We start from the raw sequence: 23,955 nt of genomic DNA on the forward strand, positions 1-23,955 counted from the left end.
AGTGCATAATCTGCTTTGTGCTAGGAGAGTATCGGATCGAAGGGCGGCGCGCATCGGAAATCGCCGCGAGCGTCGAGCGGGCCGTCGGTGCGGGCGCGCTCCAACCGGGCGAAGTCCTGCCACCACTCAGGGAGTTGGCCGTCCACCTGGAGGTCAACCCGAATACGGTCGCGGCCGCCTACCGCACCCTGCGCGACCGCGGGGTCATCGAGACCGCGGGCCGCCGCGGCAGCCGGGTGCGTCCCCGGCCCGCCTCCACCCCTCGGGAGGCGGTGCGGGTGGAGGTCCCCCCGGGCGTCCGCGATGCCTCGGACGGCAATCCCGACCCGTCGCTGCTGCCCCCGCTCGAACGGGCGCTGGCCGAGGCGGCCGCCCGCCACGCCCGCTGTCCGGCCCTCTACGGGACGTCCGCCGTCGACGACGACCTGAGAGCGCTGGCCCGCGCGGCGTTCGACCGGGACGGCGTGGAGCACGGTCCCGTCGCCGTTACCAGCGGCTCCCTCGACGCCATCGAAAGAGTGCTGGCCGCGCGTCTGCGGCCCGGTGACGCGGTCGCGGTCGAGGACCCGGGCTGGGGCTCCCTCCTCGACCTCGTCCCGGCGCTCGGCCTGCGCACGGTGCCGGTCGCCCTGGACGACGAGGGACCGCTGCCCACCCCGTTGGAGAAGGCTCTCGCGGAGGGTGTACGCGCCGTCGTGATCACGGACCGCGCGCAGAATCCCACCGGCGCGGCGGTGAGCCGGTCACGCGCCACCGCACTCCGCGGCCTGCTGGCCCGGCATCCCGATGTCCTGCTGATCGAGGACGACCATGGCCACGGCATCACCGACCTCTCCCTGCACTCCCTCTCCGGCGCCACCGACCACTGGGCACTGGTCCGTTCCACGGCCAAGGCGTACGGCCCGGACCTCCGCCTCGCGGTCCTGACCGGCGACACGGTCACCATCGACCGGGTGCGCGGCAGACAGCGCCTGGGGCCGGGCTGGGTGAGCCATCTCCTCCAGGACGCCGTGGTCCACCTGTGGCGCACCTCCGCCGTCGAACCGGCGAAGGTGGCCGCGGCCTACGACCGGCGGCGCAATGCCCTGCTGGACGCACTGGCCGCCCACGGAATACCGGCGCGGGGACGCAGCGGCATGAACGTCTGGGTCCCGGTCCCCGAGGAAACAGGAGTCGTCGCCCGCCTCCTGCACGCCGGCTGGGCCGTGGCCCCCGGGGCGCGCTTCCGCATGGACTCCCCGCCGGGCATCCGCATCACGGTCTCGGGATTGTCCGAACGGGACATCGCTCCCCTGGCCTCCGCCGTTGCCGAGGCCGGGGGACGGGGTGGGGAGGTGGGGCGGTACGAGTGAGGGGGCGGTGTGGTGGTGGCGGTGGGCGGGTGGGGGAGGGGAGAGAAGGCCCGAACGTGCCACGCTGGCGGCGGGGCGCAACCCAACTCCGCCCACCGCCCCCCACCTTCCGGCAACGGCGTGACGTCCGACGCCCCCCAAGTCCGCCACGGCGTCACCCATCGTCCGAGCCTGACGCCCCTATGCCCACCACGGCGTCACCCGCCCTCCCGCACGGCGTCAGCTGTCGCCTGTCGCCGCTGCGGCCCCAGCGGCCTCGCCGCCGCGAGAGGTCGCGGTCTGCCCGGAGCCGCGCTGTTCGGGGAGTGCTGCGGTGGTGGTGCGGCGGGGCCGGCTCTGGGTGAGGGCGGCGCCCGCGAGGATGATGGCGGCGCCGACGGGAGTGTTCCAGTTCAGTGGTTCGCCGAGGAGCGTGACCCCCGCGGCGGTGGCGATCACGGGGGTGAAGTACGTGACCATCTGCGCGGTCGTGGGGCCGACCTCGGCGACCACGCCGTACTGGAGCAGGAACGCGATACCGGTCCCCAGGGCGCCGAGTGCGACGACCGAGAGCGCGGGCCAGACCGGGAAGGATGTCGGCATGGAGGTGAACAGGGGGGTGACCACGGCGATTTGGAGGGTGGCGAGCAGCATTTGGGCGCTGGACATCGACAGGTGGGAGTCCCCGCCGCCGGCCAAGGTGCGGCGGACGTAGATCCAGCCGAGCGGGTAGCAGAGCGAGGCGCCGAGGGCCATCGCGGTGCCTGCCGGGTCCGTTCCCGCGAACCCCTGCCAGGCGCCCAGCACGGTGAGTACCCCGAGGAAGCCGACGCCCAGACCGGCGACCCGGCGCCGGGTGGGGCGGTCCTCGGAGAGGGCCACCAGCGACAGGGCCATTCCCCACAGCGGTGAGGTGGCATTGCAGATGCCGGCGAGCGTGGACGGAATCGTCAGCTCGGAGTAGGCGAAGAGGGAGAACGGAAGGGCGTTGAGGAGGAGCGCGGCGACCGCCAGATGCCCCCAGGTCCGTACGGAACGCGGCAACCGCTCCCGCTTGGCCACGAGCACCACCAACAGCACCAACGCCCCGAACACCAGCCGCCCCAGCGTGACCTGGAACGGCGCGAACCCCTCTGTCCCCACCTTGATGAAGAGAAAGCTGAATCCCCAGATCAGGGCGAGCACGGTGAAGCGGATCCGCCAGTCGACGACGCGACGCGGCCGGGGGGTGTTCCCGTGCCGGTCGGAGCCGGCTGCGGCGGACGCGGCAGCGGGATCGCTGGTCACGGCGGTGTGAGAGGCGGGTGCGGGAATGGCGGAGGAGTCCGGGGGAGAGGCGGTGGTGCTCATGGCGTCTACGATGCGGGCGCACAATCTCGTAGCACAAGTGAAAAGATTTAGAAGATATCGCTTAGCATTGCTTATATGTTGAACCTTGATCGCCTGCGGACGCTGCATGCTGTGGCCCGGCACGGCTCGGTGAGCGCGGCCGCCGACGGCCTGCATGTGACGACATCGGCGGTCTCCCAGCAGATCGCCAAACTGGAGCGGGAGACCGGTCAGCAACTGCTGGCGAAGAACGGACGGGGCGTGCGGCTCACCGACGCGGGCCGGCTGCTCGCCGAGCACGCCGCGCGCATTCTCTCCCAGGTCGAGCTGGCCCAGGCCGACCTGGAGGCACACCGCGGGCAGGCCGTCGGCGAACTCCGTCTGGCCGCCTTCCCCACCGCGGCCCGTGGCCTCTTCCCGTCCGCGCTCGTCGCCCTGCGCGATGCGCACCCGCAGCTACGCGTGCATCTGACGGAGAGGGAACCGGACGAGTCCGTACGGAACGTGGTGCGGGGCGACGCCGACCTCGCGGTCGTCCTGGACTGGTACAACCGCCCGTTGTCACTGCCCGAAGGCTTGGCGAAGGCACCGCTGCTCGACGACCCCGCCGATGTCGCGATGCCGGCGGGCCACGCGCTGGCCCGCCGCCGCACCGTCGAGCTGGAGGACTTCGCCGACGACGAGTGGATCTCCTGGCCGCAGGGGGAGTTCTGCCACGACTGGCTGATGTTCACCCTGCGCAGCAAGGGCATCGAACCGCGCATCGCTCATCTCGCCGAGGAACATCACACCCAACTCGCCCTGATCGCCGCGGGCCTGGGCGTCGCCGTCGCCCCGCGCCTCGGGCGCGGACCGGTCCCCGACGGCGTCAGCGTGGTGCCGGTGGGGCACCCGATGCGCCGGCATGTCTACGCGATCTGGCGTGCGGACGCCGACCGGCGCCCCTCGATCCGCGCCGCCGTGGAAGCACTCACCCTCGTGGGCCGGAGCATGCAGGACGGCTGATGCCCCACGCCTGATCCCGCGCCCAGCACGTCCTACGAGCCGAGGCCGACGGAGCCTCGGGGAGCGCGGGGGTCAGCCGCGCTCGTACCGTTGCCAAGGCGCCGCACATCCCGTCACACGGCCCGTCCCGTCGGGCCGGATCACGCATTCATTTGGCGGGCACGCCGAACCACTTGGGTATCTGGGCGAGCAGGTCCGACTGGCTCTCGCCGGCCCACGCCACGTGGCCGTCCGGACGGAGAAGTACCGCGGGGACGTCCAGTTCGTCGCTGCCGTCGACGATGTGGTCGATGCGGTCCGCCCAGCCTGCCACCGTGAGCCGGCCGGTCCGGTCGAGCAGCAGGCCGCGGGCGCGGTGCATCCGTTCGTAGAGGCGGCCGTGCTTCAGCTTCACGTCCCGCAGGTGCCGGCCGAGCAGTTCGTGGCCCTCGCCGAGGTCGTAGCGGACCTCGACCGCGGTGATCATCCCGGTCACGTGCCGGTTCGCCTCCTCGAAGTCCAACAGCCGCGAGAAGAGTTCTCGCAGTGCGGTCGCGCCCGGGTCGGCCCCCAGGAGGGTGATCTGCGCGCGGGTGTTGTCGAGTACGCGGGCGCCCACCGGGTGGCGTTCCGTGTGGTAGCTGTCCAGCAGTCCCTCCGGTGCCCAGCCGTTCACCGTGGCGGCCAGTTTCCAGCCCAGGTTGAACGCGTCCTGCACACCGAGGTTGAGGCCCTGACCGCCGGTCGGCGGGTGGACGTGCGCCGCGTCGCCGGCCAGCAGCACCCGGCCGACGCGGTAGCGCTCGGCCTGCCGGGTGGCGTCGCCGAACCGGGACAACCAGCGCGGTGAGTGCGCCCCGAAGTCGGTGCCCGCGCAGGCCCGCAGCTGCTTCGTGAATTCTTGGAGGGTCGGTGGGCTCGTACGGTCCTCGGCCACGCCGTCGGCGGGGACGACGAGGCGGTACGCCCCGCCTTCAAGGGGCAGGGCGCCGAACCGCAGCTGGGTCCTGCGGACCTTCTCGACGACGGCGGCGATCGTCGCCGGGTCCTCGGTCACCTCCATGTCGCCCAGCAGCGTCTCGACCTTGGAGGGTTCGCCGGGGAAGCCGACGCCGATCTGCTTGCGCACCGTGCTGCGGCCGCCGTCGCAGCCGACGAGGTAGCGCGAGCGCAGGCGCGTGCCGTCCGCCAGCTCGACGCCCACCCCGTCATCGTCCTGGTGCAGTCCGACGACCTCGCAGCCGCGTCGGATCCCGGCACCGAGTTCCAGGGCCCGCTCGTTGAGCAGCCGCTCGGTGTCCGGCTGCGGGACCGAGAGGCTGTACGGGTGGGCCGTGTCCAGCCCGTCCGGCCACTTCTTGACGATGCCGCCGAAGAAACCACCGGCCTGGAACTTCTTGCTTATCGCGAGGAACCGGTCCAGCAGGCCGCGCTGGTCCATCAGCTCGACGCTGCGCACATGCAGGCCGCGCCCGCGGGACTGCCCGGTCGGCTCGGCCAGCTTCTCCAGGACGACCACGTGCACGCCGTGCAGCCGCAACTCTCCGGCCAGCATCAACCCGGTCGGTCCACCGCCGACCACGATTACGTCGATCATGACCACGTCCGTTCCGCGAGAAGGGAGTTCACCGGTCGTTCTGCGTCATCGCGGGGTACGCACGCCCACATCCTTGCTGCGGGGCCTGCCGTCCGATCACAGGTCCCTGCGCCTCTTGCGTCGGCGAAGCGCGCGTACACCGCGGATTCCTGATGTCCGCAGGTTCCGGCTTTGGACGGTGATTCTGTGGCATGGCCTGGGCCTTGTGGCAAGGCCCCCAGTGCGTTGTACGTTGATTACGGCAAGGAGGAGCGAGTGACCTTCTTGCCTTTGTTCTTGCTTTCGCGGTGCCCTGTGGAGGGACGACGTCCCTGCGGCGGCAGGGTTCCGCCCGCGACGGCGTACTGACCTGGGAAGATCCCTCTCTGCATTCCGTACGTCGTTCTTGAGATCCGTTATGGGAACGGGCTCGGATACCAGCGGTCGCAGACGGCGGAGCCGGTGCGGACAAGCGAAACACGGGACCGAAAGACCGGCATTCGCCTCCTCACCGCCCGGCGCCGTCCCCCGCCGACCGCGGAGCCTTCGGGCTCAGATCCGAAGATCGCGCTTAAGAATCTTGCCCATGTCGTTCCGGGGCAGTGCGGACAGGAAACGGACGACGCGCGGGCGTTTGTGGGGGGCCAGTTGGCGGGCGACGTGGTCGATGAGTTCGTCGGCGGAGGGCTGCGGTCCGTCGCCGGGGGTGGTGACCACCCAGGCCACGATCCGTTCGCCGAGGTCCTCGTCCGGTTCGCCCGTGACGGCGGCCTCGGCCACCCCGGGGTGCGCGAGGAGGGCGTTCTCGATCTCGCCCGCGCCGATCTTGTAGCCGCCGCTCTTGATCAGGTCGGTGGCCTTGCGGCCGACGATGCGGTAGTTGCCCTCCGCGTCCCGCGTCGCCATGTCACCCGTACGGAACCACTCGCCGTCGAACGCGGCGGCCGTGGCATCGGGACGGTTGAGATACGCGAGGAACAGATGCGGCCCGCGGACCTGCATCTCGCCGACCGTCTCGCCGTCGTGCGCGTCGACGGTGCCGCCCGCCTCGTCGACCAGGCGTACCTCGACGCCGGGCAGCGGTACGCCGACCGTGCCGGTGGCCGGGGGGCCGTCCACGCGGACGCTGGTGGTCATGAGCGTCTCCGTCATGCCGTACCGCTCGATGACCCGCCGGCCGCACGCCGCGGTGATGCGTTCGTGGACGGTCAACGGAAGTGCCGCGGAACCCGAGACCAGCAGCCGGGCGCCGGCCAGGGCCTTCGCGAGCGCCGGATCACGATCCGCCTCGGCGGCCAGGCGGTGGTACATCGTCGGCACGCCGAACAGCATCGTGCCGCCCCCGGAGAGCGCGGCCGCGACCCCGTCGGTGGTGAACCGGCCCAAGTGGCGGACGCTGCCGCCGCGGCGCAGCGGGCCGAGGACGCCCAGGATCAGACCGTGCACATGGAACAGCGGCAACGCGTGCACCAGGACATCGTCCGCGGTCCACCGCCAGGCGTCCTCCAGCGCGTCCAGGGTGTGCGCCAGGGCACGCCGGGGCAGGACCGCGCCCTTGGGCGGGCCGGTCGTACCGGAGGTGTAGACGATGAGCGCGGGGGTCTCGCCGCCGGGCTCCTCCGGCAGGGGGACGGGCGGTGCTTCCGCCCCGTCGGTGACCTCGGCATCGAGGCGGGGGAGGGCGGCGAGCGCGTCCGGGAGTGTGGCGCCGGGCTCGGCCAGGACCAGCGCCGGGGCGCTGTCGGCCACGATGTGCGCCAACTCCCGTTCGCCGGATCTGGGGTTCACCGGTACGGCGGGCACCCCCGCCAGCAGCGCGGCCACCACGGCGACCGCGGTCTCCAGGGACGGCGTCGCCCACACCGCGACGCGCGGCAGGCCGCCGATCCGCTCGGCGAGCGGGCCCGCCACGGCGGCGAGTTGCCGGTGGCTGAGCGCCCGGTCGCCGAAGCGCAGGGCAGGGGCGGGCGAACCGTCACGCAGCGCGGGGAAGAGCACGTTCACCGGATCTCCTTCGTCCTCGTCGGCGCCCGGCCACGGCGGCCGGAGCCACCCCGTCCCGCACCGTGACGACGCCGGACGGACTGACCCCACCACTGTCGCAGAGACCACTGACAACGCGGTCGCCGGGCGGCCCTTTCCCCGCGATCAGTCCGGGATCTTCCGGAAGTCCCACGAGACGACGGAGTCCGGCGCCAGCCGCAGCCACGCGTGCCGTCCGTCGTGCGGCATCGCGTCCGGACCGAAGTACTTCGCGGCGAACATCCGCTCCGGGACGTCGAGCGCGGGGCAGGACAGACCGGTGCGCGGTGCCTCGCCCACGAGGTCCGCGCGGCCCGACAGTTCGACGCCGCGCAGCTCCCCGTAGGCGTGACCGTCGTCGACGACCACGGCGATCCGCGGGTCCCGCCGGACCTGGGCCCAGCGCCTGCTCAGGGTGAGCGAGTACAGCCACAGCGCCGTTCCGTCCCAGACGAACCACAGCGCCCCGACGTGCGGGGCACCGTCCGGGCCCGTCGTCGCCACCCGGCAGGTGCGCTGCCCGGTGAGGAACGCGTCGCGCTCGTCCTCCGTCATCATGATCCGCCGCCCGCGCCGCTGCGTACCGGCCATCGCCCTGCCTCCCCGTGCCCCGAAAAAGAACTGACTGAATGTCAGGAGAAGAATGGAGGGTCTTCCTTTCGCGGGCAAGGGCCGCTACCTTCGCGTGCCGCGCACCGGGGAAAGCGGCCGGACCGTCACCGCCACGGGAGGGGCCCATGCCGTCCGACGCACGCCTTGCCGCACTGCTGGACCCGGGGACGACGGTGCTGCTCACCGTCGAATGCCAGCGCGGGGTGGTCGGCCCGCGCTCCGCACTGCCCGAACTCGCCGCAGCGGCCCGCTCCTCCGGGGCGCTCGCCCACGTCGCCCGGCTGGTCACGGCGGCCCACGACGCCGGAGTGCAGGTCGTGCACGCCGTCGCGGAGCGCCGCCCGGACGGGCGCGGCGCCAGCCGCAATGCGCGCCTCTTCCGCGCCGCCGAGCGCCTGCCCGTGCGCCAGACCACCGGCAGCGAGGCCGTACGGATCGCCGAACCTGTGCCCGTCTCCGCGAGCGACCTGGTGGTCCGCCGCCTGCACGGCCTGTCGCCGATCGCCGGTACGGAGACGGACGCCCTGCTCCGCAACACCGGCTGCCGGACGCTCGTCGTCACCGGGGTGTCGGCGAACGTGGCGGTGCCCAACGCCGTGTTCGACGCCGTCAACCTCGGCTATACGGCGGTGGTCCCCCAGGACGCCATCGCCGGGGTGCCCGCCGACTACACCACGGCGATGGTGCGCCACACCCTCGCCCTGGTCGCCACCGTGACCTGCACGGACGCCGTGCTGTCCTGCTGGCGCCGGCGCTGACGGCCCGTGCCCGGCATCGCGGACCGCTCAGGGACGGGCGGCCACCAAGAGGTCGACGACGTAGGTCTCCTCCACCGTCCCGTCGGGGAAGAGGGCGCGCAGACGCGTGCGTTCCTCCGCTAGGAAGGCGCGGGTCGCCGCCTCGCCGAGGACGAGGAGGGCCGAGCGCGTGCCGATGTTGGCGAGGTGGGTGCCGAGGGGACGGTACGGCTCCAGCGGAGCTGCCGGCGCGCGACGCAGAGACCGGTGAGGCCCGCGAGACGGACGGCGCGCTCGTCGTCGGGGCGTGTCCTGGGGGACGGTTCCTTGCCGCAGTGGTGTGCGATGCGCGTGTGCTGCGCGGCGATCCACGGGACATCGACAGCGTCGGTGTTCCACCAGACCGCGAGCGCCCCGCCCGGACGCAGGACACGCAGCGCCTCGGGGACGGAACGACCGGTGTCGGTCCAGTGCCAGGACTGGGCAAACGTGATCAGGTCGCAGGACGCGTCGGCGAGGGGCAGGGCGTCGCCGTCACCCCGGACGAGCGGCAGACGGGGAAGCGCGGCGCGGAACGCGGCCGCCATGCCGGCGCCGGGCTCGACGGCCACCACGTCGGCGCCGCGTGCGCGCAGCAGGACGGTGGCGATCCCGGTCCCCGCTCCCACATCGGCGACCCGGGCCCCGGCGAGCGGGCGTCCGATGAGTTCCTCGACGGCGTCCAGGAGGACGGCAGGGTAGGAGGGCCGGTTCGCGGCGTACGGGGCGGCTGCCGTGTCGAACGACCGGGCGCGGGAGGAAGCGGTCATCCGCCCATCCTGAACCGGCGGACGGGAGCAGGGCAGCGGAACGCGGACACTGCCGGAGGGCCCACAACGCCCACACCTCCCTCAGGACAGCGCGCGCAGCGCCTCCCCCAGCACCTTCACCCCTTCGGAGAGCACCCCGGGCGGGGTGGCCGCGTACCCGAGGACGAGGCCGGGGCGGCCGGGGAGCTGCCGGTGCCAGGACAGGGGGTGGCACTTCACGCCCCGGGTGAGCGCGGCGGCCGCGAGGGCCGTGTCGGGGACGTCGGGCGCGTAGGTGACGGTGAGGTGCAGTCCGGCCGCTGCGCCGTGCACGACCGCGCCCGGCAGGTGCGCGGCGAGGGCGTCGATCATCGCGTCGCGGCGGCGCCGGTGGCGGCCGCGCAGCAACCGCAGATGCCGCTCCAGGGCACCGGACTCCATCAGACGGGCGAGCACCAGCTGGGGCAGTACGGCGTTGCCCAGGTCGGAGAAGCGCTTCGCGTCCGTCAGCGCCTCACGGTGGCGGGGCGGGGCCACCACCCAGCCGATCCGCAGCGCCGGCGCCAGCAGCTTGGACACACTGCCGAGGTAGCACACCCGGTCGGGGAGCAGCGCGCGGAGCGCGGGCACCGGAGGGCGGTCGTAGCGGTGCTCCGCGTCGTAGTCGTCCTCCACGATCAGTCCGCCGTCCTCGGCCCAGCGCAGCAGCTCGCGGCGGCGCTCGCCGCTCGTCACCACGCCGGTCGGGAACTGGTGCGCCGGTGTGAGCAGCACCGCGCGGGCGCCGGTGGCGCGCAGCGCACCGACCCGTATCCCGTCGTCGTCGACCGGCACCGGCGGGGTGGCGAGGCCGTCGCCGCGCAGATGCTGGCGGGCCCCGAGCGAGCCGGGGTCCTCCACCGCGACGTCGTGGACGCCGTCCGCCCGCAGGACGGGGTGCAGCAGGGTGAGGGCCTGCGCGATACCGGAGACGATCAGCACCTCGTCCGGTCCGGCCCGGACGCCCCGGGTGCGCCCCAGCCAGTCGGCGACGGCGCGGCGCAGCCGTGGGTCGCCCCGTGGGTCGCCGTAGCCGAGGCTGTCGGCGGACCCTTCGGCGAGTACGGCCCGTTCGGCGCGCAGCCAGGCCGTGCGGGGGAACGCGGTGAGATCGGGCCGGCCAGGCGTGAGGTCGAAGCGGGCGGGCGCGGAGCGCAGCGCGTCGAACACACCGGGGCCGGGCTCGCCCGCGAACAGCGCCCCGGGCGCGGCCCGGTCACCGGGAACCGGGACCGGGTCACGGGACGGCCCCGGAGGCGCCGTGACGACCACCGTGCCACCACGGCGGCGCCCCTGGAGATGTCCCTCCTCGGCGAGCCGCCGGTACGCCTCGGTCACCACTCCTCGGGAGACGCGCAGTTCGGCGGCGAGCACCCGGGTGGGCGGCAGCCTGCTGCCCACCACCAGCCGCCCGTCGGCCATCGCCTGCCGCAACCGCCCCACCAGCCACTCCGCCTTGCCACCCACGGGCGCGTCGCCGACATCGAGCTGGAGGAAGTCGGAGCCATGGGACGGTGCCGCCACGGGAGCACCGTCCACCGTTACCTCCGTCCGGTTCACCGTGCTCATGCTGCCAGGTGCCGCTCGGGCTCCCGGACGGTGGAGGCGGGCCCCGGGGCGCGGGCCACGCCGGTGGCGTACGGCACGATCACGGCGGACCGCACGGCATCCCCGTGAAGGGCATGACGGAAACGCACCCTCACCCCACCGCCAGCCGCACGCTCAGCCCCACGAAGCACACCGCGAACACCCGGCGGAGCCCGGTCATCACCCCGGGCCGGGCCAGCACCCGGTCGCGCAGGGCGGCGGCGCACATCCCGTACGCGGAGAAGACCACGAAGGTCAGCCCCATGAAGACCGCGCTGAGGCGGAGCATCGCGCCCAGCGAGCCGGAGGTGCCGGAAGGGACGAACTGCGGCAGGAACGCCACGAAGAACATCGTGAGCTTCGGGTTGAGCAAATTGAGCAGCACCGCCGAGCCGATCACACGGGCCGCCGGCCGCGGCCCGCCCCCGCCCTCGACCGTCAGCGCGTCCTTGCCGCGCAGCGTCGCCCATGCCATGTACAGCAGATAGCCCACCCCGAGATAGCGCAGCACCTCGTACGCGACGGCGCTGGTGTGCAGCAGCGCGGCGAGCCCGGTGACCGTCGCCGCGAGGTGGGGGACGATGCCGAGCGTGCAGCCGAACGCGGCGACGACGCTCGCCCTCCGGCCGTGGGACAGCCCGGCGGCGAGGGTGTACACCACGCCGGTGCCGGGAGTGACCACCATGACGAGAGTGGTCAGCAGGAACGCCGTGCTCAAGAGAGACCTCCGCGGGATTCAGGGGCCTCCCACGCTGCCGCGCCCTTGGCCCGGCGCACAGAGCCAAAGGGAGCGGGACGCACCGGACCACAACGGCCCGGCGTTCCGCGTGGGGGAGGGCTGCCGCTCCGGAGGCCGGTGCCCTCACCCGCACGGCCCCGTACGGATGCCCCCTCCTCCGGGAGCGGCCAGGATGGTGCCCCGGACCAGGCGAGAGGCGGAGCACGGCATGGGGCGGACGGCGGGCTCCGACGGGGGCGTGGCCGGGCGGGTGCTCGCGCGGGTGGCCGTGCTGGCGGCGGTCGGCGCGGTGGTCGTGCTGGTGCTCGCGTTGGGGGAGGGCGGGCTGCTGATCCTCGGGGCGGGGTTCCTCGGGCTGGTCGTCTGCGCCGCCGGTGTGTGGTGGTTCCTGGCGCACCGTGGGGTGGTGCGGCTTTTCGGGGCGTTCGTCGCGGTCGTCGCGCCCGTCGCGGTCCTGGTGTTCTTCGCGTACGGCGGCCTGTGGCTGACGGCACTGGTGCTGATCCTGTGCTGGGTGGTGACGCTGGCCTGTGCCCAGGCGGCGCTGCGCGTGTCGGACCCTCCGCGGCCGCGGGCCGTCACCGCGGCCCCGCCGAGGCGGCCGTTCCTCGTCATGAACCCGCGGTCCGGGGGCGGGAAGGTCGGCCGCTTCGGGCTGGCCGAGCGGGCGGAGGAACTCGGCGCGCGGGTGGTCCTGCTCGACCCGTCCGCCCCGGCCGATGTCGCCGCGCTGGCCCGCCGGGCGGTCGCCGAGGGCGCGGACCTGCTCGGTGTCGCGGGCGGCGACGGCACCCAGGCGCTGGTCGCGGCCGTCGCCGCCGAGCACGGCCTGCCGTTCCTGGTGGTCTCCGCCGGCACCCGCAACCACTTCGCCATGGACCTCGGCCTCGACCGCTCCGACCCGGCCCGCTGCCTCGACGCCCTGACGGACGGTGAGGAACTCCGCGTCGACCTCGGTGACGTCGCGGGCCGGGCCTTCGTCAACACGGTCTCCTTCGGGGTGTACGCGGACGTCGTACAGCGCCCCGAGTACCGCGACGACAAGGCGGGCACCGCACTGAACCTCATGCCGGACCTGCTGGTCGGCGAGGGCGTACGGCGGCTCGACGCGCGCGCGGACGCCACCGTGCTCTCGTCCCAGCAGGCACTGCTGGTCAGCAACAACCCGTACGGCTCTCCCGACGACCTCATCGGCGGCGGCCGCAGGCCCCGGCTCGACGGCGGTGAACTGGGGGTGCTGGGCGTCCGGGTGGAGGACGCGGCGCAGGCCGCCGACCTGGCCGTGCGGGGCGCGCAGTCCCCGGGACTGACCGTCCTGACCGCGCACCGGGTCGAGGTGACCTCCGACGCGGACGAGATCCCGGTGGCGGTGGACGGCGAGGCCCTGCGCATGCCCACCCCGGTCGTGTGCACGCTGCGGCCGGGCGCGCTGCGTGTCCTGGTGCCGCGCGACCGTCCCGGCGTCCTGGCTCCCGCGCCGCCCGTGGACTGGCGGCGCCTCGTCGATCTCGCCCTCGGCCGGCGCACCTCGAAGGAGCAGAGCCGTGTCTGACCGGAACGCCGTCCCGCCCGCCGACGCGGCCCGCTCCTCCGTACCGGCCGTGCTCAGGGATCTCCACGCGATCGACGGGGCGATGTACGCGGCCGTGGCCGCCACCCCCACGCCCACACTGGACCGGGCGCTGCGGAGGCTGTCGCACGCGGCCGACCACTCCAAGCTCTCGCTCGCCGTCGCGGCGGGCCTCGCGCTGCGGCCGGGCCGCCCCCGCCGCGCGGCGCTGGCCGGGATCGGGGCGGCCGCGCTGGCCTCGGCGGCGGCGAACCTGTTCGGCAAGCGGATGGTCCACCGGCGGCGGCCCGACCGGGAACAGGCCCGGGTCGTCGTGGCCCGGCACGTACCGATGCCGCGATCGGCGTCCTTCCCGTCCGGCCACACGGCGTCGGCGACCGCGTTCGCCACCGCCGTGGGCGTCGTGTTCCCCGTGGCGGCGGTGCCGCTGGGCGCGCTGGCGGCCGCCGTCGGCTACTCCCGCGTCCACACGGGCGTGCACTACCCGGGGGATGTGGCGGCCGGGGCGGTGCTTGGCTTCGCGGCCGCGGCGGTGTCCCTGGCCGTCGTGCACGTCCCGCTGCCCCCGCGCGGGCCCGGGGCCTGAGGGGCCCGCGCGGGGTGGGAGGGCGTGACCGAGGTGGTGGTGACGTCACGGCGCGCACGCCCCGGTGCCGTCCGGCCGGCGGGTGGCTGGTTCAGCCGCCGCCGCTGCCGGCCGCGGCGACGGCGCGGATCTCGACCAGCAGCTCGGGCAGGGCCAGCTGGGTCACTCCGACCGCGGTCCATGACGGGTAGCGGTCGGGGAGGCAGGCGTCCTTGACGCGGCTGAACTCCTCCGTGCCGCCCCGGAGATCGGTGTGGAACGTGGTCAGTTCGACGATGTCGGCCAGGCACGCGCCCGCCGCTTCGAGGACGGTCCTGACGCCCTCGAACGCGAGCCGGGCCTGGGCCTCCATGCCGACGGCGGGTCGCAGGGTGGCCGCGTCGACGCCCACCTGGCCCGAGACCCAGATCAGGTCACCGACGCGGGTGGCCTGCGAGAAGTGCAGCCTGTCGTACATCGCCTTGGTGGGCGGCGGGTTGATCGATCGGCGCTTCGTGTCGTGGGAACTCATCGCGGCTCCGGTCACAGGAGTTGGCGGAACAGGGGGGAGCGGAACGGGTCGCCGGGGTTCAGCTTCGCCATCTCCTCGACGAAGAGAACGCCGTTGCGGGCGAAGTGCTTGTTCACGTCCGGGAGGGGGCGGAACGTCGCGTCGTCGCCGAAGAAGCGGAGGACCAGCGTGTGGCGTTCCGGGCAGCCGGCGTCGACGCCGGCGCCGCCGTGCAGCGAGCGGGGGTGGAGCACGACGACATCGCCGGGCCTGGTCGCCCACGCGATCACGTCATGGGCGCCGGGGTCGCGCGCGCGGTCGGCGTCGATGTCCGGCAGGCGGGGCAGGACGCCGCCGCCGTGGAGGGGCTCGGTCGGATCGTCGGGGTTGGCGAAGGTGCTGCCGTCGTACTGGACGCCGCGGTGGGAACCACGGACGATCTCCAGCGAGTCGCGCCGGGGGAGCGGCTGGAAGCTGATCCACGCGTTGCCCAGGTGCTCGCCGGCCCAGGGCAGATACGCGGTGTCCTGGTGCCAGGCGCTTCGCGCGCCCCGTCCGCCGGACTTGAGGAACACTTCCTCGGCGAAGTACCAGACGTGCTCCGAGCCCCACAGCTCGGCGAACAGCCGGCCGAACGGCAGTGACGCGACGAGTGCGTCCAGCCGGGCCTTGGCGCGGGGGTTGGCGTTGTCGACGTGCGACTGCTGCTCGGTTCCGTCGAAGGTGCGGAAGGCGTTCGGTCCGTGGTGCGCGACGGCCCAGTCGAACGCCTCGCGGCACCGGGCCGACTGCGCTGCGTCGAGGCAGTCCTCGATGAGGACGGCGCCGTCGTTCCGGAACGCTTCCCGTACTGACTCGTTCATCGGTGGTCCCTCCTTCGCGTCGGGCACGGGAAGAACGGTAGGGGGCGCCGACAATTAACACAACGACTGTCACGAAAAAGATGCGGCAGAATCGAGCAGAATCAAGGAGAGAGCGAAGAGGAGGGCGGACGAGTGAGTGGCGGTACCGGAACCGAGCCGGTCGTGCGGCGTGGCCGCCCGGTCGGTGACCACACGGCGAAGCGCGCGGCGTTGCTGAAGGCGGCCGCGACGGTGATCGCGCAGGAGGGCTACGCCAACGCGTCACTGCGCAAGGTCGCCCAACGCGCCGGGTACACGACCGGAGCGGTGACGTACTACTTCGCGAACAAGGAGGAACTGGTCCTGGCGCTGGCCGGGAGCCGGTTCGACGAGTACGACGCGATGCTGGAGGACAGCCGGGCAGGAACCGACATCAAGGGACTCTTCGAACGGTGGCTGACGCTGGCCACCGGCGACCCCGAGTTCTGGCCCGTCATGTACCAACTGCTCGCCCACGCACGCTACGAACCGGCCCTGGCGGCCCTCATCGAACGGCGCTACGCCCACTACCGCGACACGTACACCTCGATCCTCGCGACCGGGCAGGCGCGGGGCACCATCCGTGACGACATCCCCGCCGACCTGCTCGCCGACCAGCTCAGCGCCCTCGGCGACGGCTGGATGACGATGTCCCCCTTCGAACCCGAGAGATTCACCCCGAGCCGGGTACGGGCCCTCGCCGACGCCGCCGTCGCCCTGATCGCTCCCGCAGCGGGCGCCCGCGGCGGGAGCGGTGCCTGAGGCCCGGCAGGTCTCACCCGTCAGCGATCCCGGGCGTTCCCGGCCGGCGTACGGCGGCGCCGCGACCGTTGCCGGCCGGGTGTGATCAGTCGCAGCCGCCGTCCAGCGCGCGGACGATGTCCCGGGCCGCCCTGGCGCCGGACTCGACGGCGCCGTCGATGCCGCCGACGCCGACCGCCGCGATGTCACCGCCGGCGAAGCGGACCCGGCCGTGCGGCTCGCGCATCCGGGGCACGGCCCCGGTCAGGTTGCCCGGCCGGTGGTGTGCCCAGGTGCCCTGCGAGAACGGGTCGGACACCCAGTCATGGCAGGCGGTGCCGACGACTTCGAGGCCGGGGACGAACAGACGCAGGGCGCGCTGCACGGCCTCACGGTCACCGCCGTCGATCGCTGCGGCGTCGGAGCAGAAGCACACGACGAGGGTGTCACCGTCGTGGCGGTATTCCGTCCTCGCGGTGTTGACCGGGTGCTTGCCGGCCGGGGCCATGGCGGTGAAGGGCTCGATCTCGCCCCTCACCCGCGCCCAGATCTTGGCCGTCCGCATCGGCTGCTTCTGCTCGATCACGGTGCGCACCGGCTCCGCGAGCGGCGGTGTGAAGGCCACCTCGCCCAGGGCGTTGAGGGGGAGCGCGACGACGGCGTGCCGTGCGCGCACGCGCTCGCCCCCGAGGGTGGTGACGACGACCCCGGCCGCGTAGTCCTCGATCGCCGTCACCGGGGTGGACAGACGGAGTTCGGCCCTTGACTCGGCCGCGATCGCGTCGAGCAGCCGCCGGGTCCCGCCCGCGATCGGCCAGGTGCCGGCGGTCTCGATGAACGCCTCCCAGCTGCCGAAGGTCAGCGCGGCCCAGAAGAGGAACTGCGCGACGCCCTGCTCGCCCTCGCGGTGGACGAGCGACGACAGCGCACCGCCGAGCACGTCCCGCTCGTACGCGGAGAGGCCCAGCGAGTCGAGCCGGTCCCCGAGCGTCTCCCGCTCGATCGCACCGGTGTCACCGGCCGCGAGGTCGGACGGCAGCGGAAACCGCGCCCGCGCGTCCGCCAGGCACCGGGCGACCGGCGGACCACTGACGGCGGCGTACTCGTCCGGCGTCCCGGAGCGCACCGTGCCGTCGGCGAGCCAGTGGACCTTCTGCGTGCCCAACGGCGTGGCCAGGCCGATGCCGTAGCGCTGGAGTTCGTGCCAGACGTGCGGCTGGGTCCAGTGCACATATCCGCCGCCGAACTCCACCGTGCGGCCGAACGCCTCCCCGAGGAAGGTCCGGCCCCCGCCCCTGTCACGCGCTTCGAGCAGCACCACGGAGTGCCCCTCGATGCTGAGGTCCCGGGCCGCGGTCATGCCGGCGAAGCCGCCGCCGACCACCACAACGTCATACATGTCGTCACGAGGTCCCGTCATGAGTACCGGATGGTGGGCGGCACCGTACTGAGTCCGCAGAATTGCCGCAACGACTGTTATGGGAAATTGGGCAGGCGGCCGGTCCGGGGTTCTCCGTCCGGGCCCCGGGTGCGGGAGGAGGGGTGCCGCGCCCCCTCGGAACGAGAGCGGTACGGCGCAATCGCCACGTGAAACTGCCCTCCAGGACGGGGAGTTGACAACCCGCCCGCGGCGGGAAGGGCGCGGGCGGATACGATCACCCGTCATGGACGCCCTGTACCCCCGACTGCTCGTCGAGGACTTCGACACCGCGGTGCGCTTCTGGTCCGGGGTGCTCCGCGATCTGCTGGGTATCGAGCCCGTCAAGGTCATCGCCGCCGCCGGCTACGCCAACTGGGACCTGGACGGTGAGGCCGTTCTCGTACTGTTCCGAAGCGAGGCCGTCGCCCAGGTCATCGGTACCGGCAACCTGCCGTCAGCGCCCGCCCAGGACGCCGCGATGCTCGTCCTGCGGGTCGACGACGTCGACAAGGCGACACGTTGCCTGAGCGGACACGGCGCCACGGTGCTCGCCGCACCCCAGGAACGCCCCGCATGGGGCCCCAACCTGCGCACCGCGCACGTCAGGACGCCGGACGGCGCGCTGGTGGAACTCCAGTCCTACTGAGCGTGCCGCACAGCGGCATCGGCGCGGGCCTCCCGCCGTGGTCCGGCGCCTCGCCAACGGCGTGCGCGACGGCGGGACGAGTCACGGAGAACGGAGGAGCGGCATGAAGGACGTACTGGTCACCGGCGCAAGCAAGGGCATCGGGCTGGCGATCTCCCATCGGCTCGCGAAGGCGGGGTACGGGGTGATCGGCGTGGCGCGGAGCGCGCCCGACGGGGAGTTCCCCGGCAGGTTCCTGCGGTGCGATCTCTCCGATGTGTCGGACACCGCCCGCATGTTGGAGGAGGCTCTCCGGGAGCGCGCGATCTGCCGCGTCGTCAACAACGCCGGTATCGCGCGGCCCCAGCCGATCCAGGACCTCGACCTGGCGACCTTGCGGCAGGTGGTGGACCTGAACCTGCGGGCCTCGGTACAGATCGTCCAGGCCCTGCTGCCGGGCATGCGCGCCGCACGGTTCGGCCGGATCGTCAACATCACCTCCCGTGCGACCCACGGAGCCAGGGACCGTACGTCCTACGCGGCGGCCAAGAGCGCGCTCGTGGGTTGCACCCGTTCCTGGGCGCTGGAACTCGCCCCGGACGGCATCACCTCCAACGCGGTGTCCCCCGGCCCCACCGCGACCGAACTGTTCCGCCGTACGCGGCCCGCCGGCAGCGAGGCCGAGCGCCGGGCCATCGCCTCGATCCCCCTGGGCCGCCTCGGCACCCCCGACGACGTCGCCGCGGCCGTCGCGTTCCTGCTCTCCGACGACGCCGGATTCATCACCGGCCATGTCCTGGACGTCGACGGCGGCAGCAGCCTCGGCGGACGCTGAACACGTCACGGCATCCTTCGCGCCGGCGCTCACGGGCGGGCGCCGAGCGCGGGGCCCCACGGCCGCGTCATCCCTGGGAATGCTGTCACTCCTGGGGATGCAGGGACTCGGCCGCCACGGCGGCGACCGCCTCCGCCGCACGCGCCAGGGGCGGCACATCCAGCTTCCACTGCTGCCAGTAGAGCGGGACGTCCGTCCGCCGGCCCGGCGCCAGCTCCGTCAGGACGCCCGCGTCGAGCAGCGGTCGCGCCTGCGGCTCCGGCACCAGGCCCCAGCCCAGACCCGCGGCCACCGCGTCGCAGTAGCCCTCCGAGGTCGGCACATGGTGGCGGAGGCGTCCGGCACCGGGCGCGCCGGGCACCAGAGACTGTACGAACCGGTCCTGAAGCGTGTCGCGGCGATCAAAGACGATCACGGGCGCGCCGGGCAGACAGTTCTCCAGGGGCTCCGACGCGAGGTGGCGCGCCACGAAGCGGGGGCTTGCGACGGGCAGGTACCGGGCCAGGCCCAGCGGGCGCACCGTACAGCCCGCCACCGGCTCCGCCGACGACGTCACCGCCGCCATCACCTGCCCCTCACGCAGCAGCGCCGCGGTGTGCGCCTCGTCCTCGCGGTACAGCTCGAAGCAGACCGGGGGCTCCGGCGGCATCCGCGTCAGCGCCGGCAGGAACCAAGTGGCCAGGGAATCCGCGTTCACCGCGATCGGCAGCCGGGCCGGCCCCGGACCCTCGGCGGCACCCAGCTCCGTCAGCGCGGTGCCCTGCAACGCGGCCAGCTGCCGGGCGAACCGCACCACCACCTGCCCGGACTCCGTCGGCCGGACCGGTTTCGTGCGCATCAGCAGTACCCGCCCGGTGCGCTGCTCCAGCGCCTTGACCCGCTGGCTCACCGCGGAGGGCGTCACATGCAGTGCCGCGGCGGCGGCGTCGAAGGTGCCCTCGTCGACGACGGCGAGCAGCGTGCGGACGTGGTCGAGAGGAAGCTCTTTCATCACGAACGCTAATGTTATGTAAGAAATCTTAGCTGTACTGAAGGAGCGGTGATCCGTAGCGTCGGGAGCCATGAACAGCGGCATCCTCCCGGCGGCCCTCGCCGGATTCGGCACCGGCCTTTCCCTCATCGTGGCCATCGGAGCGCAGAACGCGTTCGTGCTGCGCCAGGGCGTGCACCGGCAGGCCGTCCTCGCGGTGGTCGGCATATGCGCCGCCTCGGACGCGGTCCTCATCGCCCTCGGCGTGGCCGGGCTCGGTGCGGTGGTCACCGCGTGGCCCTTCGCCCTGACCGTGGTCGGCCTGGCCGGCGGCGGCTTCCTGATCACCTACGGCATCCTGGCCGCCCGCCGCGCACTGCGCCCCGCCGCCGGAGCGGGCCTGACGACGGCGGGCGCCACGGCGGGGTCCGTGCGCACCGCGGTGCTCACCTGTCTGGCCCTGACCTGGCTCAACCCGCACGTCTACCTGGACACCGTGCTGCTCCTCGGCTCCGTCGCGTCCGACCGCGGCCCGCTGCGCTGGATCTTCGGCCTGGGCGCGATGCTGGCCAGCGTGACCTGGTTCGCCGCCCTCGCCTACGGCGCCCGCCTCCTGGGCGGCATCCTCTCCCGCCCCGCCGCCTGGCGCGTACTGGACACCCTCGTCGCCGCCACCATGCTCGTGATGGGCGTGATGCTGCTGATCCGCACCCTGTGACCCATGCGCCGGCGGAAGCGGCACGTTGCGCCATGCCGGTGCCGTGGGGATCGTCAGGCTTTGGTGCAGGTGATGAGCGCCGCATGGGGGCAGGCGAGGTAGGGCCGCCAGAAGTCTTCGCCATGGCGGGCCATTCCTTCCCCGGAAACCCGCAGGGCGGGCCAGCGGATCGAGCCGAAGCCGGCCTCCCGCAGAGCCCGTTCCAGCGTGGCGCGGCTCCAGTACCGTGCGGTGATGCGTTCGTCGTAGCGGCCGAAGCACAGTTCGAAGGTCACCCGCGAGGCGTCGCGTCGCGGCTCCGCCTCGGACAGACGCAGGCCATAACGCTCGTAGTAGGCGCGCTCTCCACGGAAGTCGGGATTCACCGGCAGGGCGACGAACCGGCCGCCTTGGCGAAGGGCCCGCGCGGCCAGCGTGCACAGGCGAACCAGCGTGTCGTAGTCCTCCGCGTACGGCAGGACGTACACGGCCAGAGCGACATCGAAGACACCGTCGCCGATGACGCCGGCCTGCTCGGTGTACTCAATGCCCAGCGGCTCGGCCCGCTCGGCCCGCCGGGCGAGTTCGAGCATGCCGGACGAGATGTCATAACCCACCACCCGCGCCGCACCACGCCGCTTGAACTCCCGGCTGTACAGTCCCGTCCCGCACCCGATGTCCAGGACGTTCTTCCCGGCAGCACTCCCCGACGAGGCGAACACGCTGAACGACTCCAGGTCTCTTCTCCAGGGCAGGAGGAACATCTCCTCGTACATCGCCCCGAGAGCATCGAACTGGTCTTTGTCTTCCATGCGCGAATCTTTTCCGATGCGCTTCGCAGGCATTCGTGCGGTAGTGCATACGACGCGTTGCTTCCGTCCTGCGGGTTTCCTGCCGGGAGGGGAGACGTGACGACGGGGAGTTCCTGCCGGAGCAGCCGCTCGTGCCCAAGGCCGGTCGGCCGTGGCGGAGCCAGGCACGTACCGGTCCGGTCGGACGGTCCCGCCCGGACCGGTACGTGCCGGGTGACCCGGTGTCGCCGGCGGTCAGTGTTTCTCGTGCCGCTGTGACTCGGAGTGCCGCCGTGGTGAGGGGATGTTGCGTGTCGGCGTGATTCCGTACTGCGCGGCCTGGGCCTGGAACATCGTGCGGTACAAGCCGTCGGACGTCATGAGCTGCTCGTGGGTGCCGTGCTCCGCGACACGCCCGTGGTCGAGGACGTAGATGTGGTCGGCCGAGGAGGTGGCGGCCAGCCGGTGCGTGATCAGGACAACGGCGTGGCCTTCGTCGGCCAGGGTGCGCAACCGTTCGAACGCCTCGATCTCGGCATGCGGGTCGAGGGCCGAGGTGGGTTCGTCGACCAGGAGGACGGGGGCTGTCCTGTAGAGGGTGCGTGCGGTGGCGAGTTTCTGCCACTGTCCGCCGGACAACTGCACACCCCGTTCGTACCCCTTCTGGACGATGGAGTTCCAGCCGTGCGGCAGGTCGTCGACCAGGGCGTGTACGTCGGCGGCCCGGGCGGCGGCCCGGACCTGGGCCGTGTCCCGGGGGCGGTCCCCGGCCCCGATGGCGACGTTGGCGGCTGCCGTCATCTGCCACCGGGGGTAGTCCTGCGAGAGCAGCCCGACCGACCGGAAGACCTGGCCGCGGTCGGCCTCCCGCACCTCGACCCGCCGGCCGTCGGACCCTTCCCACCACACCGAGCCGCTGGTGGGCAGCAGGAGACCGGCGAGGATCTTGCTCAGTGTGGTCTTGCCCGAACCGTTCGCACCGACCAGCGCGGTCACCTCGCCACGGCGCACGCACACGTCCACATCGTCCAATGACGGCGTCCGGGCGCCCGGGTACGTGAAGGAGACGTGCTGGAGGCTGATCGCCCGGAACCCGGACGGCAGGTCGGCCCCCGTCCGGGGGATGGCGTGCTCGCCCGCCAGCTGCGTGGCCTCCTCGGTGTCGCGCAGCCGCAGCATCTCCTCGTACATGCGGTTGACCTGCTGCACCAGCGAGGTGAGCCGTGCGGTCGAGTTGCGGATGGCGACCACCGCGGTACCCCCGACCGCCAGCGGAAGCCCTCCGCCGGTCAGCAGCCACCACAGCATCGCGTAGCAGCCCAGGGACGCCAGACCGGAGAACGCGCCCGCCACCAGGTCGGTGTGCGCCTGGGCCCTGGCCAGACGCCGCTGCTCGTCCTCCATGAGCCCCGACATCTCCCCGTACCCGCGCAGCAGCAGATCCCCGGCCGCGTGCGCGCGGATCTCGGCCGCGGCGTGCGGCATCGTCAGGTACTGCAGGAGGGTCGCCACCGCTCGCCGGTGGTCGATCCAGTGCCGCCGCGAGATGTACTCGCGACGTGCCGAACGAACCGCCCCCCACCCCTTGGGCAGAGCGATCGCCAGCAGCATCGGCAACAGTGCCCAGTGCAGCGACGCCAGCACGACCGCCGAAGCCACCATGCTGATCAGCACATTGGCGACCCCGACCGACAGCCCCAGCATGCGCCGTGCCGAATCCGTACCGAACTTCCCGGATTCCAGGTGCCGCTGGATCTCGGGGCGCTCGGTCGCCGCCATCTCCACCCGCGCGACCGCACGGTAGTACCGCAGCGAGATCGTCCGTTCCACCTGGGGTTCGAGCCGACCGGACATCGCCGTCGACCACGCCGACAGCAGCGCCGACCCCACCGACACCACCGCCAGCACGAACAGGGCCGGCAGCGACTGCCGCAGCTTGTCCGCCGTGGGGCCGTCGGCGAACAACTGCGTGAGCACGCCGTTGACCGCCACGAGCCCGGACGCCGCCGTCACCCCCTGACCGACCTGCGACACGACCAGCCCGGCCAGCGCACGCCGGTCAGCGGCCCAACCGGCGCGCAGAACGACCGCGACCGTCCGCGGCAGGGCGGAGGCCATCTGGCCGAATCCCACCCGCGCCACCGCGTCCTCGTGCTCGATGTACGACTGGTCCCAGCGCAGCCGGCCGCCGAACAGCTCCTGCTCGGCGGCCGAAACCCCTCCCCAGTCCGACTCCGACCGCGTCATCCGCGCCACCCGGTGATCGCCCCGGCACACGCCACGGGGCCGGCGACGCCGCCTCCCGCGAGCCGCCGCATGGGGAGCGGGCGGAAGCGTCCGGCGGGACGGCGGAGAAGGACGGCGGGCGGGAGACAGAATATGACGGACGCGCACGCGGCAACCAGGACAGGAACCATGAGGCCCTCCAGCGAGTGTTCAACGGAACTGGTGACCTAGGAACGAGCTCCCGGCCCTCCACGTAACGCCGCCCGGAGTGCTGGCCAGGGGAGTGCGGAGGCCGGGGCCGGGCGCACCAGGACGGCGGGGTGCGCCCGCCTGCGGCGGCGCACCCCGCTCCGGTGGCCCGCTCCGGTGGCCCGCTCCG

21 protein-coding genes and 1 pseudogene are annotated in these 23,955 nt (G+C 72.9%); 9 read left to right on the top strand and 13 right to left on the bottom strand.

The genetic code is table 11. The features are described 5' to 3' along the window. The first annotated feature begins 17 nt into the window (after positions 1 to 17). Positions 18 to 1,352: an aminotransferase class I/II-fold pyridoxal phosphate-dependent enzyme gene (locus tag AC51EU_RS03225; protein ID WP_496265070.1), complete on the top strand. Its 1,335-nt coding sequence runs from the start codon at positions 18 to 20 to the stop codon at positions 1,350 to 1,352. 219 nt (positions 1,353 to 1,571) lie between these two features. Here AC51EU_RS03225 and AC51EU_RS03230 read toward each other — a convergent pair whose 3' ends face one another. Next, entirely contained in the window at positions 1,572 to 2,681 is a 1,110-nt protein-coding gene (locus tag AC51EU_RS03230; protein WP_496265071.1) for a DMT family transporter, read from the bottom strand. Positions 2,682 to 2,756: 75 nt separating this feature from the next. Between AC51EU_RS03230 and AC51EU_RS03235 the strand changes: the two genes are divergently transcribed. Then, complete coding sequence (locus tag AC51EU_RS03235) at positions 2,757 to 3,665, top strand: LysR family transcriptional regulator (protein WP_496265072.1); 909 nt, start codon at positions 2,757 to 2,759, stop codon at positions 3,663 to 3,665. A gap of 148 nt (positions 3,666 to 3,813) precedes the next feature. On the opposite strand, the gene rox is transcribed toward AC51EU_RS03235, so the two are convergent. From rox to AC51EU_RS03250, 3 genes are all read right to left on the bottom strand, one after another. Then, entirely contained in the window at positions 3,814 to 5,241 is a 1,428-nt protein-coding gene (gene rox / locus AC51EU_RS03240) for a rifampin monooxygenase (protein ID WP_496265073.1), read from the bottom strand. A gap of 531 nt (positions 5,242 to 5,772) precedes the next feature. Further along, complete coding sequence (locus AC51EU_RS03245) at positions 5,773 to 7,224, bottom strand: acyl-CoA synthetase (protein WP_496265074.1); 1,452 nt, start codon at positions 7,222 to 7,224, stop codon at positions 5,773 to 5,775. A gap of 144 nt (positions 7,225 to 7,368) precedes the next feature. After that, on the bottom strand, positions 7,369 to 7,833 hold the full coding sequence (locus AC51EU_RS03250; RefSeq protein WP_496265075.1) for a pyridoxamine 5'-phosphate oxidase family protein: 465 nt from the start codon (positions 7,831 to 7,833) through the stop codon (positions 7,369 to 7,371). 146 nt (positions 7,834 to 7,979) lie between these two features. On the opposite strand from AC51EU_RS03250, the gene AC51EU_RS03255 reads away from it, so the two are divergent. Then, on the top strand, positions 7,980 to 8,612 hold the full coding sequence (locus AC51EU_RS03255) for a cysteine hydrolase family protein (protein WP_496265076.1): 633 nt from the start codon (positions 7,980 to 7,982) through the stop codon (positions 8,610 to 8,612). 27 nt (positions 8,613 to 8,639) lie between these two features. Here the strand turns inward: AC51EU_RS03255 and AC51EU_RS03260 are convergent. From AC51EU_RS03260 to AC51EU_RS03270, 3 genes and pseudogenes are all read right to left on the bottom strand, one after another. Then, positions 8,640 to 9,400: pseudogene (locus tag AC51EU_RS03260) on the bottom strand (class I SAM-dependent methyltransferase). An 81-nt stretch (positions 9,401 to 9,481) separates the two neighbouring features. Further along, positions 9,482 to 10,987, bottom strand: coding sequence for a MocR-like pyridoxine biosynthesis transcription factor PdxR (pdxR, locus tag AC51EU_RS03265; protein WP_496265077.1), 1,506 nt, complete (start codon positions 10,985 to 10,987; stop codon positions 9,482 to 9,484). Between the two features lie 130 nt (positions 10,988 to 11,117). Further along, positions 11,118 to 11,723 carry a LysE family translocator gene (locus AC51EU_RS03270; protein ID WP_496265078.1) on the bottom strand — a complete coding sequence of 202 codons (606 nt, stop codon included), beginning with the start codon at positions 11,721 to 11,723 and terminating at the stop codon, positions 11,118 to 11,120. 229 nt (positions 11,724 to 11,952) lie between these two features. Between AC51EU_RS03270 and AC51EU_RS03275 the strand changes: the two genes are divergently transcribed. Together AC51EU_RS03275 and AC51EU_RS03280 are read left to right on the top strand one after the other, a co-directional pair. Continuing rightward, entirely contained in the window at positions 11,953 to 13,296 is a 1,344-nt protein-coding gene (locus AC51EU_RS03275) for a diacylglycerol/lipid kinase family protein (RefSeq protein WP_496265079.1), read from the top strand. Further along, on the top strand, positions 13,289 to 13,900 hold the full coding sequence (locus AC51EU_RS03280) for a phosphatase PAP2 family protein (protein ID WP_496265080.1): 612 nt from the start codon (positions 13,289 to 13,291) through the stop codon (positions 13,898 to 13,900). The genes AC51EU_RS03275 and AC51EU_RS03280 overlap by 8 nt, the downstream gene beginning before the upstream one ends. 91 nt (positions 13,901 to 13,991) lie before the next feature. Here AC51EU_RS03280 and AC51EU_RS03285 read toward each other — a convergent pair whose 3' ends face one another. Next, the gene (locus AC51EU_RS03285; protein ID WP_496265081.1) at positions 13,992 to 14,411 is read right to left on the bottom strand and encodes a RidA family protein; all 420 of its coding nucleotides are present in this window, start codon (positions 14,409 to 14,411) and stop codon (positions 13,992 to 13,994) included. Positions 14,412 to 14,422: 11 nt separating this feature from the next. Next, the gene (locus AC51EU_RS03290) at positions 14,423 to 15,253 is read right to left on the bottom strand and encodes a phytanoyl-CoA dioxygenase family protein (RefSeq protein WP_496265082.1); all 831 of its coding nucleotides are present in this window, start codon (positions 15,251 to 15,253) and stop codon (positions 14,423 to 14,425) included. Positions 15,254 to 15,385: 132 nt separating this feature from the next. Here AC51EU_RS03290 and AC51EU_RS03295 point away from each other — a divergent pair, with 132 nt between their 5' ends. Further along, positions 15,386 to 16,033, top strand: coding sequence for a TetR/AcrR family transcriptional regulator (locus tag AC51EU_RS03295; RefSeq protein ID WP_496265083.1), 648 nt, complete (start codon positions 15,386 to 15,388; stop codon positions 16,031 to 16,033). A gap of 85 nt (positions 16,034 to 16,118) precedes the next feature. Here AC51EU_RS03295 and AC51EU_RS03300 read toward each other — a convergent pair whose 3' ends face one another. Next, positions 16,119 to 17,411: a flavin monoamine oxidase family protein gene (locus AC51EU_RS03300; protein ID WP_496265084.1), complete on the bottom strand. Its 1,293-nt coding sequence runs from the start codon at positions 17,409 to 17,411 to the stop codon at positions 16,119 to 16,121. 265 nt (positions 17,412 to 17,676) lie between these two features. Here AC51EU_RS03300 and AC51EU_RS03305 point away from each other — a divergent pair, with 265 nt between their 5' ends. Beyond that, positions 17,677 to 18,078: a VOC family protein gene (locus AC51EU_RS03305; RefSeq protein WP_496265085.1), complete on the top strand. Its 402-nt coding sequence runs from the start codon at positions 17,677 to 17,679 to the stop codon at positions 18,076 to 18,078. A 103-nt stretch (positions 18,079 to 18,181) separates the two neighbouring features. After that, positions 18,182 to 18,892, top strand: coding sequence for an SDR family oxidoreductase (locus AC51EU_RS03310; protein WP_496265086.1), 711 nt, complete (start codon positions 18,182 to 18,184; stop codon positions 18,890 to 18,892). Positions 18,893 to 18,977: 85 nt separating this feature from the next. Here AC51EU_RS03310 and AC51EU_RS03315 read toward each other — a convergent pair whose 3' ends face one another. Beyond that, entirely contained in the window at positions 18,978 to 19,883 is a 906-nt protein-coding gene (locus tag AC51EU_RS03315; RefSeq protein WP_496265087.1) for a LysR family transcriptional regulator ArgP, read from the bottom strand. A gap of 70 nt (positions 19,884 to 19,953) precedes the next feature. Here AC51EU_RS03315 and AC51EU_RS03320 point away from each other — a divergent pair, with 70 nt between their 5' ends. Beyond that, positions 19,954 to 20,580, top strand: coding sequence for a LysE/ArgO family amino acid transporter (locus AC51EU_RS03320; RefSeq protein ID WP_496265088.1), 627 nt, complete (start codon positions 19,954 to 19,956; stop codon positions 20,578 to 20,580). A gap of 53 nt (positions 20,581 to 20,633) precedes the next feature. Here the strand turns inward: AC51EU_RS03320 and AC51EU_RS03325 are convergent, their stop codons facing one another. Together AC51EU_RS03325 and AC51EU_RS03330 are read right to left on the bottom strand one after the other, a co-directional pair. After that, positions 20,634 to 21,371 (bottom strand): class I SAM-dependent methyltransferase, encoded by a 738-nt coding sequence (locus AC51EU_RS03325; RefSeq protein WP_496265089.1) that lies wholly within the window; start codon positions 21,369 to 21,371, stop codon positions 20,634 to 20,636. 234 nt (positions 21,372 to 21,605) lie between these two features. Further along, a complete protein-coding gene (locus AC51EU_RS03330) occupies positions 21,606 to 23,597 on the bottom strand; it encodes an ATP-binding cassette domain-containing protein (protein WP_496265090.1) in 1,992 nt (663 codons plus the stop codon). Positions 23,598 to 23,955 lie beyond the last annotated feature (358 nt).

The sequence above is a fragment of the Candidatus Streptomyces philanthi genome, assembly GCF_059553635.1.